Here is a 14,839-nt window from a genome sequence, read left to right on the forward strand (position 1 = left end):
ATCGGGCGGCACGGCGGACCAGCGCGGCGACCGGCGGGCCGGGGGGCGGGGACCGGCGGGCCTGGGGGGCGGGGACCGGCGGGCCTGGGGGGCGGGGACCGGCGGGCCTGGGGGGCGGGGGACCGGCGGGCGGGGTGCTGGGACCGATGGGTTGGGGTGCTGGGACCGACGGGTCGCAGCGGGTGGCGGCGGTTCCGGGCATGCTCGAGGCCGGCTTCTCCCCTGGGGGAGAGCCGGCCTCGGTGCGGGCGAGCAGGGGTGAGGCTGCTCAGTTCTTCTTGCTGCTGGACGTGGCGGTCTCGTCGTCGTCGTCGGCCAGCAGGTCGAGCGGCATCGCCGGGCTGCCGGACAGCGTCGCCAGCATCTGGCGGACGTTGGTCAGCTGCGCGTTGATGCTGTCGCGACGCTGGGTCGCGGCGGCGAGCTCACGCTCGGACTCGGCGCGGATCCGCTCGGCCTTGTCCTTGGCGGCGGCGACGATCTCCTGCGCCTGACGGTTGGCGTCGGCCAGCTGCTGCTGGGCCAAGCGCTCCGCCTCGCTGCGGGACCGGTCGGCCTCGCGCTGCACCTGGGCCGCACGGTCGGTGACCGCGGCCAGCTGCTGCTCGGCCAGCGCCGTCCGGGCGGCGAACTCCTGCTCGACCTTGCCCCGGCGCTCGGCCAGGGTGGTCTCGAAGGCAGCCGCGGCCTGGGCGGACTTGGCCCGCTCCTGCTCGTACAGGGCCTGCGCCTCGCTGCGCCGCGCGTTCGCGTCGCGCTCGGCCTCGTCGCGCATGTCGTCGGCCTGGGTCCGGGCCTCCTCGAGGATCCGGGCGGCCTCGGCGTCGACCTCGCTCTTCCAGTCCAGGGAGTACTGCTCGGCCTCCTTGCGGACCTTCTTCGCGTGCGCCTCGGCGTCGGCGACGATCGCCTCCGCGTCGGTGCGGGCCCGGGTGACCAGGTCCCGCGCCTCGTCGTCGGCCAGCGACAGGATCTTGGCGACCCGCTCACCGAACTCGGTGAACGTCGGCGTCCGGTCCTTGTCGTCGTTCTGGGCGGAGATCACCGCCGCCTCGGCCGCGTCGGTCCGGGCCTGCAGCTCCTGGACGTGCCGCTGCAGCTGCTCGGACTGCTGCTGCAGCGCGGTCAGCGAGGTGGTCAGCTCCCGAACGTGCTGGTCCACCTGGGCAGGCTCGTAGCCACGCAGAACGGTGCGGAACGGGGTTGGGGCTTCACTGCTCATGTCTTCTGATGCTCACTTCGGTGGGTGGGTGGATCACACATTGTCACTGACAAGGATCTGGCTGTCACGTCCTCATCCTGGTTCCCCCGTGGAACCCTCGCTGGAGGACATTCCACCATCAACGCGGAAGCCGGGTACAGCGAGTGCCTCGATCACACCCGAAAGCTGAGTGAGCTCCTTGGTGATCTCGTCGCGGCGCTGGTTCAGCGCGGCGACCCTCGCCTCGGCGTCGGCGAGAAGTTTTCGGGCCTGCGAGCGCAGCTCGTCGGCGTGCGCCCGGGCCTGCGCCTCGAGCTGCTGGGCCTCGGCGCGGGACTTGCGGATCAGGTCGTGCGACTGGCGCTGCGCGTCGGCCAGGTCGTTGGCCGCGCGCTGGCGCAGCACCTGCGTGCTGGCCTCGGCCTCGGCGACCCGGCGGTTGGCCCGCTCGACGATCTCCTTGGCCTCCGCCTCGGCGCTGGCCTTGAGCCGCTCGGCCTTGGCCTGCGCCTGTACGGTGACCCGCTCGGCCTGCTGACTGGCGGCCTCCATCGCGGCCTCGGCCTGCGCGGTGGCCTGCTTCAGCGCGGCGTCGGCCTGGATGGTCTGCTCGGCGTTCTGCCGGGTGATCTCTTCCTGGGTGGCCTTCAGCCGGCTGGTCGAGCGGCTGACGACGCGCCGCAGGTGGGCCCGCTTGGCGCGCAGCAGCTCGGTCGCGTCGGTCTGTGCCTTCTCCCGGATCGCCTGCGCCTCGGACTCGGCCGCCGCGACCAGTTCGTCGACCGTCTTCCTGGTCCACGCGGTCTGCTTCTCCGCCTCGGCCATCGCCGCCTCGGCGGTCTTGTTGGCCTCCTCGACGATGCGCTGCGCCTCCGCAGCCGCCGTACGCCGGTCCGCCTCGATGCTGTCGACGACGAGCTTGGCCTGCGCCCGGGCGTCGGCCATCAGCCGCTCGTTGGCCGCTTCGGCCTCCGACTTGCGCCGGGCGATGTCCTCCAGGGCCTCGGTCCGCAGCTTGTCGATCTCCAGCGAGATCGCGGCCAGCTTGGCCCGCTCGGTCTCCTCCAGCTCGGCGGTCCGGCGCTCGAGCTCGGCCCGGTTCTCGCCGCGCAGCCGCTCGATCTCGGCGTGCGCCTCGGCGATCTCGGTCCGGGCCTTGTCCCGGGCGGTCTCGACCTCGAGCTCGACGGCCTCCCGCAACTCCTTGGCCTCGGCCTCGGCCCGCGCGATCAGATCGGCCTCGGCACGGGCGGCGGCCTGCGATACCAGCGCGGCCTGCTCGCCGGCGTCGGCGACCAACTGCTGCGCTTCGCGGCCGGCGCGCTCGACGTTCTGCGCGGCGGCCTCGCGGGCTTCGCGGGCCTGCTCGAGCAGGTCGTCGGCCTCGGCCTTGAGCCGGGCCGCTTCCTTCTCCGCGTCGGCGATCCGCCGCGCGGCCGCGGCCTCGGAGTCCGCGGTGAGCTGGTCGACCGCGGCCTGGGTCACGGCCTTGAGCTGCTGCGCTTCCGCTTCGGCGTCGGCCCGCAGCTTCTGCGCTTCGGCTTCGGAGGCGGTCTTCAGCGCGGCCGCCGCGGCTTCGGATTCGGCCTGCAGCTTGGCCGCCGCCGCTTCGGAATCCGCGCGCAACTCGGCAGCCGCCTGCTCGGAATCGGCGTGCAGCTTGGCCGCCGTCGCCTCCGACTCGGTCCGCACCTGCTCCGCAGCGGCTTCGGCCTGGGCGCGGTGCTCGTCGGCGGCGGTCCTGATCCGGTCGGCTTCGGCCTCGGCGTCGGCGATCCGCCGGGCCGCCGCGGCCTGCGACTCGGCCCGCAACTCGTCGGCCGCGGTCTGGGTCTCGGTGCGCAGCTTGTCCGCCGCGGCTTCGGACTCGCTCCGGCGACGGGCCACCTCCTCGGCGACCTCGGCGCGCAACTGCTCGACCGCCGACTCCGACTCGGCCTTGAGGCGCTCCGCCGTACTGGCTGCCTCGGAGCGGACCTGCTCCGCTTCGGCCGCCGCCTCGTCGCGCAGACGCTTCACCTCGGCCGCGACCTCGGCCCGCAGCTTCGCGACCTCGGCGGTCGCCGTGGCGCGCAGCTGCTCGGTCTCCTCGTCGGCCTCGGAACGGACCCGCTCGGAGGCGGTCTCGGCCTCGGTCCGCAACTGCTCGGCCCGCTGCTCGGCGTCGGCGAGCAGGCGCTCGGCGGCCGCCGCCGCGTCGGCGCGCACCTTCCGCGCCTCCGCCTCGGCGTCGGCCCGGAGCTGCTCGGCCTCGGCCCTGACCCGCTCGGCCTCGCGCAGGGCGGTGTCGTTCTCGTGCTCGGCCTGCTCGCGCAGGGTGTCCGCGATCCGCTGCGCACGCTCCAGTACGCCGCCCGCTTGCCGCACGCCAAAGGAACCGGCGTCGACGACCGGTTCCTGGGTCAGGGGCAGACGCGGTGCGTCCATGCGACGAGATGATTCCATCTCCGGCCCCCTCTCCAACAGTCCGGGTCCACTTGGCGCAGTCATGCTCTTACAACGAGCCACATCCGGCTACGGGTAGCTTCTTTTTTATGCCGTTGCGTGATCTTCCCACTGAATCGCAGGCAGCGGCGGGTCTGTTACAGGTGGAGACGCTGCGGCATCGGGCGGCCGTCCGGCGGACCGGATGGCACAGCCTCGCACTGGCCGGACTCGCTGTGGCCACAGCGGTTTCGGTGCTGCTGCCGGGCTCGGCGAGCACAGGCTGTTACCTGTGGCGAGCCACCACCCAACCAGTCGAGGGACGTGGTCCGGCGCTCGTGCTGCCGGTCGTACTGATCGCCGTCGTTCTCGCGGATCGCTTGTGGGCGGACCGATCGGCGGTACGCCGCCGAGTGCGCGGCTGGGCCGCTCCCGGACTGGCCGTGCTCACCGCAGCGGTCTGGACTGGTCTGGTGGTTCAGGGCCGATCGGGTTGCTCCAGTTCACCGGCTGTGATCGGCACGCTCGCGGGTGGAACGCTGGCGGTGGGGGTCTGCGTGCATTGGGCGACTCGCAAAGTCCCAGCCCGCGAAGTCCTCCTGGACCGCGGCGAAACGGTCGCCGACGAACCGCTGAACCAGTCCGAATTGCGGGCAACGTTTGTCCAACTCTGCGACCTGGTCGCCGTTCGGCCGGCTCGAGGGACGACCGCGGCCCTCGTTCCGGCTGCCGCCTCGGCACTCCTTTTGCTCTCGACACTGCTGCCGTGGCGCGAACTGGTCGACGCCGTCGCGCTCGGTCCGGCGGGCGCTGAGGCCGGTCTGCTCCGCGTCCAGCTCTGGGAACTGCCTTACGCGGTCCCGTGGGCAGTGCTCGTCGCCGTACTGGCTCTCGCAACTCTGGCCGCCGCCGTCGCCCGCGCCCACCTCGTACGACGTACTGCCGCAGCCGCGACCGGAGCGCTGACGATCACCGGCACGCTGCACGCCCTCCTGCAGCTTCCGCCGCGTCTCCCGGACGGCGTCGGCTACCGCCCGGGCCTCGGCGCGTGGATCGCGCTGGCACTCGGCGTCCTGCTCGTCGTGGTCAGCCTGCTGCCCTTGCGGCAGCTCCCACTTGTCGCAGCAGCGGCCGCACTCGGGCTGGTCGGCGGACTGCTCGTTCCCGACGCGTCGGCAGCGCCGTACCGGCCGGAGAGGATCGCTGGTGCACCACACCGGCTGCTGGACCTCAACGGCGGCCAACTGCAGGACGCGATGGGCATGCGCGTCGCGATCGGTACGTCGGACCCGCTCGACTCGATCGCCGGCCGACTCGACGGTACGCCGGGCATCTGGTTGCTCGGCCGCACCGGCTCCGAGGGCTCGACAGTCTTCGCGTACGCCGACGACATCGCGCTTCCCCAGGTCGCGTTGAGCCACGGCCCGACTCCCCCGGCTCTGCTCGGCGTCACTGACCAGCGGATGCTGCTGCTCGCCGGTGGAGCGGGCGATCGGCCGTGGGCCGTGCTGTCCGTCCCGCTCGACCTGGTCAGCGCCGACATCAGCCTGAGCCACCAGAACCCCGACGGCACGTACTACGTCACGCCGGGCGTCGAGGTGCTCGCCACCGGCACCGGCCCGGCCTTCACCCAGCGGAGCGCCGATCGCTCGATCGTCATCTGGGGTGGCATGCGCACCTGGCAGATCCCGGCAGCAGCACTTCGCGCCGGTATGAAGCTGGACGGGTTTCTGGTCGCCGGTGCCGGCAGGCCGGTCTCCGCCGGACCTGACGGCACAGTGGCCCGGCAGACGAGCCAGAACCGGGTAGTCCTTCAGCGGCCGGGTTCTGGGCCTGTGCAGCTCACGGGAGTCGCTCCGGCCGGCTGCCCGTTGAGTCGGGACCCTGCCAGCTCGTCGTTGACGGTCGGGGCGTTCGCTGTCGACATGCGGGGCAACCTGTGGCTCGGTGGGAGCTCCGAGACGGTTGTCGTCACGCCGGACGGCGTACTGCGGCCGCTGCCGGGGCACGTCGCCGGTGTGGCGAGTATCGAGGCTCGGGCCGACGGTTCCGTCGTACTGGGGGTCTCGCCGGGCGGTGGGGACCAGGTGCTTGTCATCCCGGACGCTGCCGCCTCTGCGGCGTCTTACCCGGCTGCTGGTGAGCCAGCTGCTCGGTGCGATCAGCGGAAGGCCGCTGGCGGCTCGGCGTCGTACCGGATCGCGCCGGTGGGTGCCGATGGCTGAGCTTCCCGACGAGCTCCTGCCGCGCAGGCTGGAGCAGGAGGAGCGGCGGCAGGCGGTCGCGCAGCACAGGTGGTTCGGCCGGGCGACGCTGCTCGCCGTACTGGCCGCTGGGGTGGCTTTGCTGCTGCCGTGGGTCTTCAGCCGTCGCCTGGGGCAGTCCGTCTGGCAGCTCGGCATCGAGACTCAGCCAACGCTCGCATTCACCTGGCTTGCCGGACTGGGCGCGACTGTCCTCGCGCTGGCGCTGCGTCCTGGTCAGCTGGCGCAGGTGGCGACTGCCGTCTCCGGTCTCATTGCCTTGGTCTACGCCGCCGGCGGCTGGCAGGCCAACACCATCAGTCCGGTCGGCGGCGCCTGGCCAGGTCCTGGACCCGAGGTAGCCGTCGTGACCGGCGTGATCTGGCTGCTCTGCGCCGGCGCTCAGCTCGTCGCCGATCATCCGGATCCGGTCGAGCCCGACGAGGAGTCGCTCGCCCACGCTGTCCAGCGGCTGCGCCGGAACCGCTGAAGTTCACCCGCGAGAGGGAACCGAACCCCTCGCAGGACGGAAGCGCCAACGACCCCTCCGGTCGCACCGTGGAAGCACACGAGTACCGGAGGAACACATGACCGTCACCGCCGACCGCGTCACCATCACCAGCCGGCTCCCGCTGGCCGTCGCCGCCCTCTCCCTCCTGTACGGCGTACTCGGCGTCGTCTGGCTGCTCGGCGCGGACTGGTACCCGTTCGGGCCGACCGCTGAGGGCGACAAGGTCTCGCCGCTGGCCTACCTTCGCTCGGACGTCGGCGCGGGGCTCGTCGCGGTGCTCGGCATGCTCGGCGTACCGACTGCGCTCGGGCACACCCAGACCACGTGGACTCCGTCGGCGTACCGGCCGTTGCTGGTGTTCACCGCCGTCCAGGCCGTCGTCTTCGGCCTGCTCGCGCCGAGCATGACGGTGATCGTGCTCGTCGGGTATCTGCTGGTCCTGGTCGGTCTGCCGGTCGCGTTCGGCTTCCTGGTCGCTGGGGCTTGGCGGCAGGCTGGCACTCGGGCGCTTCTGCTCGGCGTACTGGCGCTGGTGGTCGTGCTGCAATTGACCACTGGTTTGTTCGACTGGCAGGCGTTCCGCCAACTGGGCTCGGCGCTGGCCGGCGTACCGGAGCGGGTCGGCGCCCAGCCCCTGTTCGTCTTCGGCGCCTTTCTCCTGGGCGTCGGCTGGGCAGTGCTCGGCGTACGGGCCCTGCGGACCGCTCGGGGCCGCTGTGCCCGCTGCGGCCGACCTGGTGCTTGGTGGACACAGCCCGAGGTCGCCCGCCGGTGGGGCTTCTGGGCCACGATCGTGGCGGCCCTCTGCCCGATGCCGTACGCGCTGCTTCGGATGACCTGGCTGCTTCCGAACCCGGTCGGTCTGGGCATCTCCGCCGCCGACCTGGACGCGGACCCCGGCATGAAGCTGTTCGGGCTGGGACTTGGGTTGATCGCGCTCGCGTCCGGCGTGGTCACGCTCGGCCTGATCCGTCCGTGGGGCGAGCTCTGGCCGCGTTGGATCCCGTTCCTGGCCGGGCGGCCCGTCCCTCTCAAAGCCGCCGTCGTCCCGGGTGTCACGGCTGCGGCCCTGCTGCTGGTCAGCAGCCTGACCCTCGTCCAGGGACTCTGGCTCCCCGAGGAATCCGTGGTCACCAACCTCGGCCACCTGCTGCTCTTCCCGTTCCCGCTGTGGGGTGTCTCAGTCGCCGTGGCGACAGCCGCCTACTACTACCGCCGCCGCGGTTCCTGCGGAGCGTGCTTCGGGCCTCAGCGTTCGCGGGACACCACGACCGACGGCCCTTGGTGAACGACACCCTGCGGAGGCTGCGCCAGCCCCGGCCCGCTCGAGTTCTGGCCGGCATTTGTCAGATAGTCGACCAGCGCCCGCTGCCCACGTCCGTCGAGCACGACCGGTGTGAGCTCGAACTGTCCGACCGGCGCCGCACCGCCGATCCGCACATCCGGACACGTCCACGTGTCGCCGGTGCTGAGACACGGTCCCGAGGCCGGGTAGTACGCCTCGGTCCGCGCGGCACGGCGAATCAGAATCCAGACCACCTCACCAGGCTGCAAGTCCCGCGACGTCCCCGACACCTGCTCGACCTGCGAAACCTGCCCGTCGGCCCGCGGCGCGGTGATCTGCACCGCCCGAACCGGCGCACCGGTGTCACCCGCCGCCGCAGACTTGTCCCCCGACCGCGAGACCACCCCAGCCGTCGCCCACCCCGCCACCGCCGCCAGCACACCCACAACCGCCGCCACCCGCCACCAGCCCGCGACCAGCGCCTTACCCCGATGCTTGCGGCGTCCCATCCCGGTCTCCTCGACGAGTTCGGCCCCCACGCCCGTCACTGAGCCCGCGTGGATGCCCACTCATTGTGACCGATACTGTCCGGTTGTAACCCCTACTGGCTCGCCGACAGGCCGTTTCCTCACCCAATGTCATCCGAGCCGGCGGATGGGCGACGGGCGCCAGCACACGCAGCTCCAGCGTGAGCGGGCGGAAGCCCGCAGAGCCCAGCTCGGCAGAACCAGCAGCCGCTCGCACCGGAGCGAGCGGCAGGCGGGCGCTGCCGGCACGCGGGCTCGACCCCGGGCGGACAGCAAGCGCGCCTCCACCACGAGCGGGCGAGAGCCGGCACCGGAGCGAGCGCCACGAGCGGACGAGCCCGCGCCGGCACACCTCGGCCGGCCACCCGACCACCTGTCCTCGACAGAAGCGCGCCAGTGCGCGGTGGAAGCGGGCGCAGCACGCGCGCTCGAAGCGGGCGCCAGCACGCGGGCTCGACAAGGGCGCACAGCAAGCACGCCTCCACCACGAGCGGGCGAGAGCCGGCACCGGAGCGAGCGCCACGAGCGGACGAGCCCGCGCCGGCACACCTCGGCCGGCCACCCGACCACCTGTCCTCGACAGAAGCGCGCCAGCGCGCGGTGGAAGCGGGCGCAGCACGCGCGGTCGAAGCGGGCGCCAGCACGCGCGGTCGAAGCGGGCGCCAGCACGCGCACCTCCGAAACGGGGTGGGCGGGAGCCGGCACCGTGCGAGCGCCAGCGAGCGAGGCGCCCGCGTGGGGAAACAACCCCAGCCAAACAAAAGACCCCGCGGACCGAAATCCGCGGGGTCTTCGTCGTGCTCAGCTAGCGATCAGCTGTCCTGGACACCGGTGCCGCCGCCGGCGATCTCGGTGAGTTCCAGGTCGGGCGTGCTCTTCTGGGTTCCGGTGAACGTGAAGTACTCCGGAAGCCCGTCCGAGCTGACCGTGCCCTCGGGGGCCACGTCGACCAGGACGATCTGGCCGGGGCGCAGTTCCCCGAACAGGATCTTCTCGGCCAGGACGTCCTCCACGTCGCGCTGCAGTGCGCGGCGCAGCGGGCGGGCGCCCAGCACCGGGTCGAAGCCGCGCTCGGCGACGAGGGCCTTGGCCGCGGGCGTGAGCTCGATGCCCATGTCCTTGTCCTTGAGGCGCTCCTCCACCTGGGCGACCATCAGGTCGACGATCCGGACGATCTCTTCCTTGCCGTGCTGGTGGAAGACGACGATCTCGTCGACGCGGTTCAGGAACTCGGGCCGGAAGTGCTGCTTGAGCTCCTCGGTCACCTTCGCCTTCATCTTCTCGTACGAACCCGAGGTGTCGCTGGCCTGGGAGAAGCCGAGGCTGACGGCCTTGGCGATGTCCCGGGTGCCCAGGTTCGTGGTCATGATGATGACGGTGTTCTTGAAGTCGACCACCCGGCCCTGGGCGTCGGTCAGGCGACCTTCGTCCAGGATCTGCAGCAGCGAGTTGAAGATGTCCGGGTGGGCCTTCTCGACCTCGTCGAACAGGACCACGCTGAACGGCTTGCGGCGCACCTTCTCGGTGAGCTGACCGCCCTCTTCGTAGCCGACGTACCCGGGAGGCGAACCGAACAGCCGCGAGGCCGTGTGCTTCTCGGAGTACTCCGACATGTCGAGGCTGATCAGTGCGCTTTCGTCACCGAACAGGAACTCGGTCAGCGCCTTGGACAGCTCGGTCTTACCGACACCGGACGGGCCGGCGAAGATGAACGAGCCGCTCGGCCGGCGCGGGTCCTTCAGACCGGCGCGCGTACGCCGGATCGACCGCGACAGCGCCTTGACGGCGTCGGTCTGGCCGACGTACCGCTTGGCCAGCTCCTTCTCCATGTCCAGCAGCCGCGAGGACTCCTCCTCGGTCAGCTTGAAGACGGGGATGCCGGTCGCGGTGCTCAGCACCTCGGCGATCAGCTCCTCGTCGACCTCGGCGACGACGTCCATGTCGCCGGCCTTCCACTGCTTCTCGCGCTCGGCCTTGGCGTTGATCAGCTTCTTCTCGTCGTCGCGCAGAGAAGCCGCCCGCTCGAAGTCCTGGGCGTCGATCGCCGACTCCTTCTCCCGGCGCACGTTCGCGATCTTCTCGTCGAACTCGCGCAGGTCCGGCGGAGCGGTCATCCGGCGGATCCGCAACCGGGCGCCGGCCTCGTCGATCAGGTCGATCGCCTTGTCCGGGAGGAACCGGTCGGAGATGTAGCGGTCGGCCAGCTGCGCGGCGTTGACCAGGGCGGCATCGGTGATGGTCACCCGGTGGTGCGCCTCGTAGCGGTCGCGCAGGCCCTTGAGGATCTCGATCGTGTGCGCGATCGAGGGCTCGGCGACCTGGATCGGCTGGAAGCGGCGCTCCAGCGCGGCGTCCTTCTCGACGTACTTGCGGTACTCGTCGAGGGTGGTCGCGCCGATGGTCTGCAGCTCACCACGGGCCAGCATCGGCTTCAGGATGCTCGCCGCGTCGATCGCGCCCTCGGCCGCGCCGGCCCCGACGAGGGTGTGGATCTCGTCGATGAACAGCACGATGTCGCCGCGGGTGCGGATTTCCTTGAGCACCTTCTTCAGGCGTTCCTCGAAGTCACCGCGGTAGCGCGAACCGGCCACCAGGGCGCCCAGGTCGAGGCTGTAGATCTGCTTGTCCTTGAGCGTCTCCGGGACGTCACCGCGGACGATCTGCTGGGCCAGACCCTCCACGATCGCGGTCTTGCCGACGCCCGGCTCACCGATCAGGACAGGGTTGTTCTTGGTCCGGCGGGACAGCACCTGCATGACCCGCTCGATCTCGGTCTCGCGCCCGATCACCGGGTCGAGCTTCGATTCGCGGGCGGACTGGGTGTAGTTCCGGCCGAACTGGTCGAGCACCAGGGAGCTGCTGGGAGCACCTTCGGTGGCCCCGGCGCCGGCCGTGGCCGTCTCCTTGCCCTGGTAGCCGCTCAGCAGCTGGATGACCTGCTGCCGGACCTTGTTCAGGTCCGCACCGAGCTTGACCAGGACCTGCGCTGCGACACCCTCACCCTCGCGGATGAGGCCGAGCAGGATGTGCTCGGTGCCGATGTAGTTGTGGCCCAGCTGCAGGGCCTCACGCAGGGAGAGCTCCAACACCTTCTTGGCGCGGGGGGTGAACGGGATGTGCCCACTCGGAGCCTGCTGTCCCTGGCCGATGATCTCCTCGACCTGGGAACGGACAGCCTCCAGCGAGATACCCAGGCTCTCGAGAGCCTTGGCGGCGACACCCTCACCCTCGTGGATCAGGCCGAGCAGGATGTGCTCGGTCCCGATGTAGTTGTGGCTGAGCATCCTGGCCTCTTCCTGAGCCAGGACGACTACCCGACGGGCGCGGTCCGTAAATCGTTCAAACATCGCCAAAGCGCTCCTTGCCTCAGAGGAGTCGGACGTGCCGTGTAGGCCGACCCCCGTACATGCATGCTAGTCCCCGGCATCGACAGGCTCGCTCTCAGCGAACAAGCGACGACCTCTCGTCCGGCCGCCCACTGGGGATCACAAGGGAACAACCTCCGCGGTACCCACGGTGTTCCCGGCGCGCCCGGTGTTCGCCACCAGCGAATTCGCCGCGATAGCTGTCTTCTCAGGCACCGGCCCGGAACGACCGCCGGCGAAGTGTCCACAGTGTGAAACAACCGGAATGCGGACGGTCCCGGCGCCTGGTTCAGGCACCGGGACCGTTCGAATCCTCAGGGGGTGACTACTTCGCCTCGTTGTACGCCGCGCGCACCTCGGCCGAGATCCGGCCGCGCTCGCTCACCTCGTAGCCGTTCTCCTTGGCCCACGCGCGGATGTCGGCGGAGTCGGTCGACGACCGGCCCCGGCTGCGACCGGCCCGGCCGGTGGTACCCCGGCCACGGCCGGTCACCTTGCGCGCCACCCCGACGTATCCGGACAGCGCGTCGCGCAGTTTGGCGGCGTTCTTCTTGGACAGGTCGATCTCGTACGTCGTGCCGTCCAATCCGAAGGTCACGGTCTCGTCGGCCTTACCACCGTCGAGATCGTCCTCGAGAACTACCTGGACCCTTTGCGCCATCGATGACAGTCCTTTCCGCGCCCGCCACCGGGCACAATCCCCCACTTTTTCGGGCTTCCACCTGATTTGTACCGCACAAACCCTGGAGTTGTCATTCAACAGGCGGAATGTGGGGGAAAGATGTGACTAAACACCCGCCCCGGCGCGATCTCGTGCACTGTTCGTGACGAAGGGTATTCACGTCACTCCGCGTATGCGCCGGACGCGGAAATGGACCCGGGAATGGATATGGCCGTTGGTTGTGCTATGCAACAGCCGCCCGGGCCCGTTTCCGGCTCACTCCGGACGCAGCAACGGGAACAGAATCGTCTCCCGGATCCCGGCCCCGGTGAACAGCATGATCAGCCGGTCCAGCCCCATCCCGAGCCCACCGGCCGGCGGCATCCCGAACTCCATCGCGCGCAGGAAGTCCTCGTCCAGCTCCATCGCCTCGGGATCGCCCGCGGCGGCCAGCAACGACTGCGCCACCAGGCGTTCGCGCTGGATCACCGGGTCGTTCAGCTCGGTGTAGGCGACGCCGAGCTCGACGCCGTTGACGAACAGGTCGAAGGCCTCGACCAGGCCGGCGGCGTCGCGGTGCCGCTTGGCCAGCGGCCGGGCCGACTCCGGATAATCGCGCACGAACGTGGGCTGGATCAGGGTGTGCTCACACAGCTTCTCGAACAAGTCGACCGCGATCTCACCGGCATTCTTGCCCGGTTGCAGCTCGACCTCGTGCTGTTCGGCCAGCTTCAGCAGCGCGGGCAGCTCGGTGGTCTGGTCCACACTCTGGCCGACCGCCTCGGAGAGCAGCCCGAAAAGCGTCGCGTGCCGGAACGGCTGCTCGAAATCGATCACCGAACCGTCGCGCGCGGTGACCTCCGGCCGGCCGGCCGCACGGGCGGCGTTGCGGATCAGCTCCTGCAGCAGGTCGGCCATCGTGTCGTAATCACCGTAGGCCTGGTAGGCCTCGATCATCGAGAATTCCGCGGCATGGGTGGAGTCCAGGCCCTCGTTGCGGAACGTCCGGCCGATCTCGTAGACCCGGTCGACGCCGCCGATCATCGCCCGCTTGAGGTCCAGCTCGAGCGCGATCCGCAGCAGCATCTCCTGGTCGAACGCGTTCAGGTGGGTCCGGAACGGCCGGGCCGCCGCGCCGCCGTTGGTCAACTGCAGCACCGGGGTCTCCACCTCGACGAAGCCCTGGTCGTCGAAGGTCTTGCGCAGCGACTTCAGCACCGCCGCCTTGGTCCGGACCATCTCGCGGGCCTCCGGGCGCACGATCAGGTCCACGTAGCGCATCCGGACCCGGGCTTCCTCGCTCAGCGGGTGGTGCTCGTTCGGCAGCGGGCGCAGCGTCTTGGCCGCCATCTGCCAGGACGTGGCCTGCACCGACAGCTCACCGCGCCGGCTGGTGACCACCTCGCCCTGCACCGACAGCAGGTCGCCGATGTCGACCAGCGCCTTGAAGCGGGCCAGCTCCTCCTCGCCGACATCGGCCAGCGACAGCATCACCTGCAGCTCGGTCCCGTCGCCCTCGCGCAGCCGGACGAAGCACAGCTTGCCGGTGTTGCGCAGGAAGATGACCCGGCCGGCCACCGCGACCTGCTCGCCGGTCCGGGTGTCCGGCGCGAGCTCCTGACCGTCGTACCGGTCGCGCAGGTCCTTGAGCAGGTGCGTGCGCGGCACCGAGATCGGGTACGGCTGCACCCCCTCGGCGAGCAGCCGGTCACGCTTGTCCCGGCGGACCCGCATCTGCTCGGGCAGGTCGTCCTGCCCGCTGTCGGGGGTCACCGGGGTCTCACGTGGCTCAGTCATAGGGCAAAGGCTAGTGACTGACCGCCTTCGAGACCGAATCGTTTCCCCGCCCACCGACCGGTCCGGCCGCGCTCAGCTGCTCGGCAACACCGCGACCGGCCCGGAAATTCCGTCCGCCGGATAGTTCACAGATCAGTAAAACGCTTGCCCGGCAGTGCCACGATTGCCGTATGGGGGAACTTCACGCGCTGGCGATCGCGGTACCGACCGGGGGACTCGCGGTGGTCGCGTACCTGGTCGTCGGACTGGTCATCGGCATCGAGAGCATGGGCATCCCGCTGCCCGGTGAGACCACGCTGATCGCCGCCGCGCTGCTCGCGTCGCAGGGTGACCTGCGCCTGGTGCTGGTGATCGGCGCGGCCGCGACCGGGGCGATCGTCGGCGACTCGATCGGCTACTACATCGGGCGCCGGGCGGGCCGCGGGCTGTTCGAGCGGCTCGGTCGGCGCTCGAAGCACTTCTCCGCCGACCGGATCGAGCGGGCCGAGCGGTACTTCCACAAGTACGGCGTCTGGACCGTCTTCTTCGGCCGGTTCGTCGCACTGCTGCGGATCTTCGCCGGCCCGATGGCGGGCATGCTGCGAATGCCGTACTCGAAATTCCTGGTCGCGAACGCGGCCGGCGGCCTGGCCTGGTCGGTCACGATCGGCGTCGTCGCGTACAACATCGGCGACAACGCGGACAAGATCTTCGGCGAGCTGTCGATCTGGGCGCTGGCCCTGGTCGCCGCGGCCGCCGTCACGGCGTACGCGATCTACAAGCTGCGGCAGCGCCGGCGGACCGGCGAGGAGCTGGTCAGCCCGGCGCCGGCCGACGCCCAGTAGG

Annotated in this window: 10 protein-coding genes; 4 read left to right on the forward strand and 6 right to left on the reverse strand. The window is 70.6% G+C overall.

What is annotated here, in order from left to right:
• Window positions 1–268: 268 nt before the first annotated feature.
• Together ACQPXM_RS37610 and ACQPXM_RS37615 are read right to left on the reverse strand one after the other, a co-directional pair.
• Window positions 269–1,222 carry a DivIVA domain-containing protein gene (locus tag ACQPXM_RS37610; protein WP_077018952.1) on the reverse strand — a complete coding sequence of 318 codons (954 nt, stop codon included), beginning with the start codon at window positions 1,220–1,222 and terminating at the stop codon, window positions 269–271.
• A 72-nt stretch (window positions 1,223–1,294) separates the two neighbouring features.
• Window positions 1,295–3,628, reverse strand: a complete 2,334-nt coding sequence (locus ACQPXM_RS37615; protein ID WP_432942755.1) for a kinetoplast-associated-like protein — start codon at window positions 3,626–3,628, stop codon at window positions 1,295–1,297.
• A 161-nt stretch (window positions 3,629–3,789) separates the two neighbouring features.
• On the opposite strand from ACQPXM_RS37615, the gene ACQPXM_RS37620 reads away from it, so the two are divergent.
• The 3 genes from ACQPXM_RS37620 (at window position 3,790) to ACQPXM_RS37630 (ending at window position 7,667) form a co-directional block, all read left to right on the forward strand.
• Window positions 3,790–5,850: a hypothetical protein gene (locus ACQPXM_RS37620; RefSeq protein WP_432942756.1), complete on the forward strand. Its 2,061-nt coding sequence runs from the start codon at window positions 3,790–3,792 to the stop codon at window positions 5,848–5,850.
• Window positions 5,843–6,358, forward strand: a complete 516-nt coding sequence (locus tag ACQPXM_RS37625; protein ID WP_432942757.1) for a hypothetical protein — start codon at window positions 5,843–5,845, stop codon at window positions 6,356–6,358. Before ACQPXM_RS37620 ends, ACQPXM_RS37625 begins: the two co-directional genes overlap by 8 nt.
• Before the next feature lie 97 nt (window positions 6,359–6,455).
• Window positions 6,456–7,667 (forward strand): hypothetical protein, encoded by a 1,212-nt coding sequence (locus ACQPXM_RS37630; protein ID WP_432942758.1) that lies wholly within the window; start codon window positions 6,456–6,458, stop codon window positions 7,665–7,667.
• Here the strand turns inward: ACQPXM_RS37630 and ACQPXM_RS37635 are convergent.
• The 4 genes from ACQPXM_RS37635 to lysS form a co-directional block, all read right to left on the reverse strand.
• Window positions 7,628–8,203, reverse strand: coding sequence for a hypothetical protein (locus ACQPXM_RS37635; RefSeq protein ID WP_432942759.1), 576 nt, complete (start codon window positions 8,201–8,203; stop codon window positions 7,628–7,630). The two genes, ACQPXM_RS37630 and ACQPXM_RS37635, sit on opposite strands and share 40 nt — an antisense overlap.
• Before the next feature lie 800 nt (window positions 8,204–9,003).
• Window positions 9,004–11,538, reverse strand: a complete 2,535-nt coding sequence (locus ACQPXM_RS37640; RefSeq protein ID WP_432942760.1) for an ATP-dependent Clp protease ATP-binding subunit — start codon at window positions 11,536–11,538, stop codon at window positions 9,004–9,006.
• A gap of 343 nt (window positions 11,539–11,881) precedes the next feature.
• The gene (locus ACQPXM_RS37645; RefSeq protein WP_432942761.1) at window positions 11,882–12,217 is read right to left on the reverse strand and encodes a histone-like nucleoid-structuring protein Lsr2; all 336 of its coding nucleotides are present in this window, start codon (window positions 12,215–12,217) and stop codon (window positions 11,882–11,884) included.
• 276 nt (window positions 12,218–12,493) lie between these two features.
• The gene (lysS, locus tag ACQPXM_RS37650) at window positions 12,494–14,014 is read right to left on the reverse strand and encodes a lysine--tRNA ligase (protein ID WP_432942762.1); all 1,521 of its coding nucleotides are present in this window, start codon (window positions 14,012–14,014) and stop codon (window positions 12,494–12,496) included.
• 170 nt (window positions 14,015–14,184) lie between these two features.
• Here lysS and ACQPXM_RS37655 point away from each other — a divergent pair, with 170 nt between their 5' ends.
• Window positions 14,185–14,838 (forward strand): DedA family protein, encoded by a 654-nt coding sequence (locus tag ACQPXM_RS37655; RefSeq protein ID WP_432942763.1) that lies wholly within the window; start codon window positions 14,185–14,187, stop codon window positions 14,836–14,838.
• The last annotated feature ends 1 nt before the right edge of the window (window position 14,839 follow it).

This window comes from Kribbella sp. CA-253562 (assembly GCF_050942265.1).
In the GTDB taxonomy this organism is placed as follows: domain Bacteria; phylum Actinomycetota; class Actinomycetes; order Propionibacteriales; family Kribbellaceae; genus Kribbella.

Coding starts and splice junctions, on each gene's coding strand:
- ACQPXM_RS37640 (WP_432942760.1), bottom strand. CDS start 11,538: ATGTTTGAACGATTTACGGACCGCGCCCGTCGGGTAGTCGTCCTGGCT.
- ACQPXM_RS37655 (WP_432942763.1), top strand. CDS start 14,185: ATGGGGGAACTTCACGCGCTGGCGATCGCGGTACCGACCGGGGGACTC.
- ACQPXM_RS37615 (WP_432942755.1), bottom strand. CDS start 3,628: ATGGACGCACCGCGTCTGCCCCTGACCCAGGAACCGGTCGTCGACGCC.
- ACQPXM_RS37610 (WP_077018952.1), bottom strand. CDS start 1,222: ATGAGCAGTGAAGCCCCAACCCCGTTCCGCACCGTTCTGCGTGGCTAC.
- ACQPXM_RS37625 (WP_432942757.1), top strand. CDS start 5,843: ATGGCTGAGCTTCCCGACGAGCTCCTGCCGCGCAGGCTGGAGCAGGAG.
- ACQPXM_RS37630 (WP_432942758.1), top strand. CDS start 6,456: ATGACCGTCACCGCCGACCGCGTCACCATCACCAGCCGGCTCCCGCTG.
- lysS (WP_432942762.1), bottom strand. CDS start 14,014: ATGACTGAGCCACGTGAGACCCCGGTGACCCCCGACAGCGGGCAGGAC.
- ACQPXM_RS37645 (WP_432942761.1), bottom strand. CDS start 12,217: ATGGCGCAAAGGGTCCAGGTAGTTCTCGAGGACGATCTCGACGGTGGT.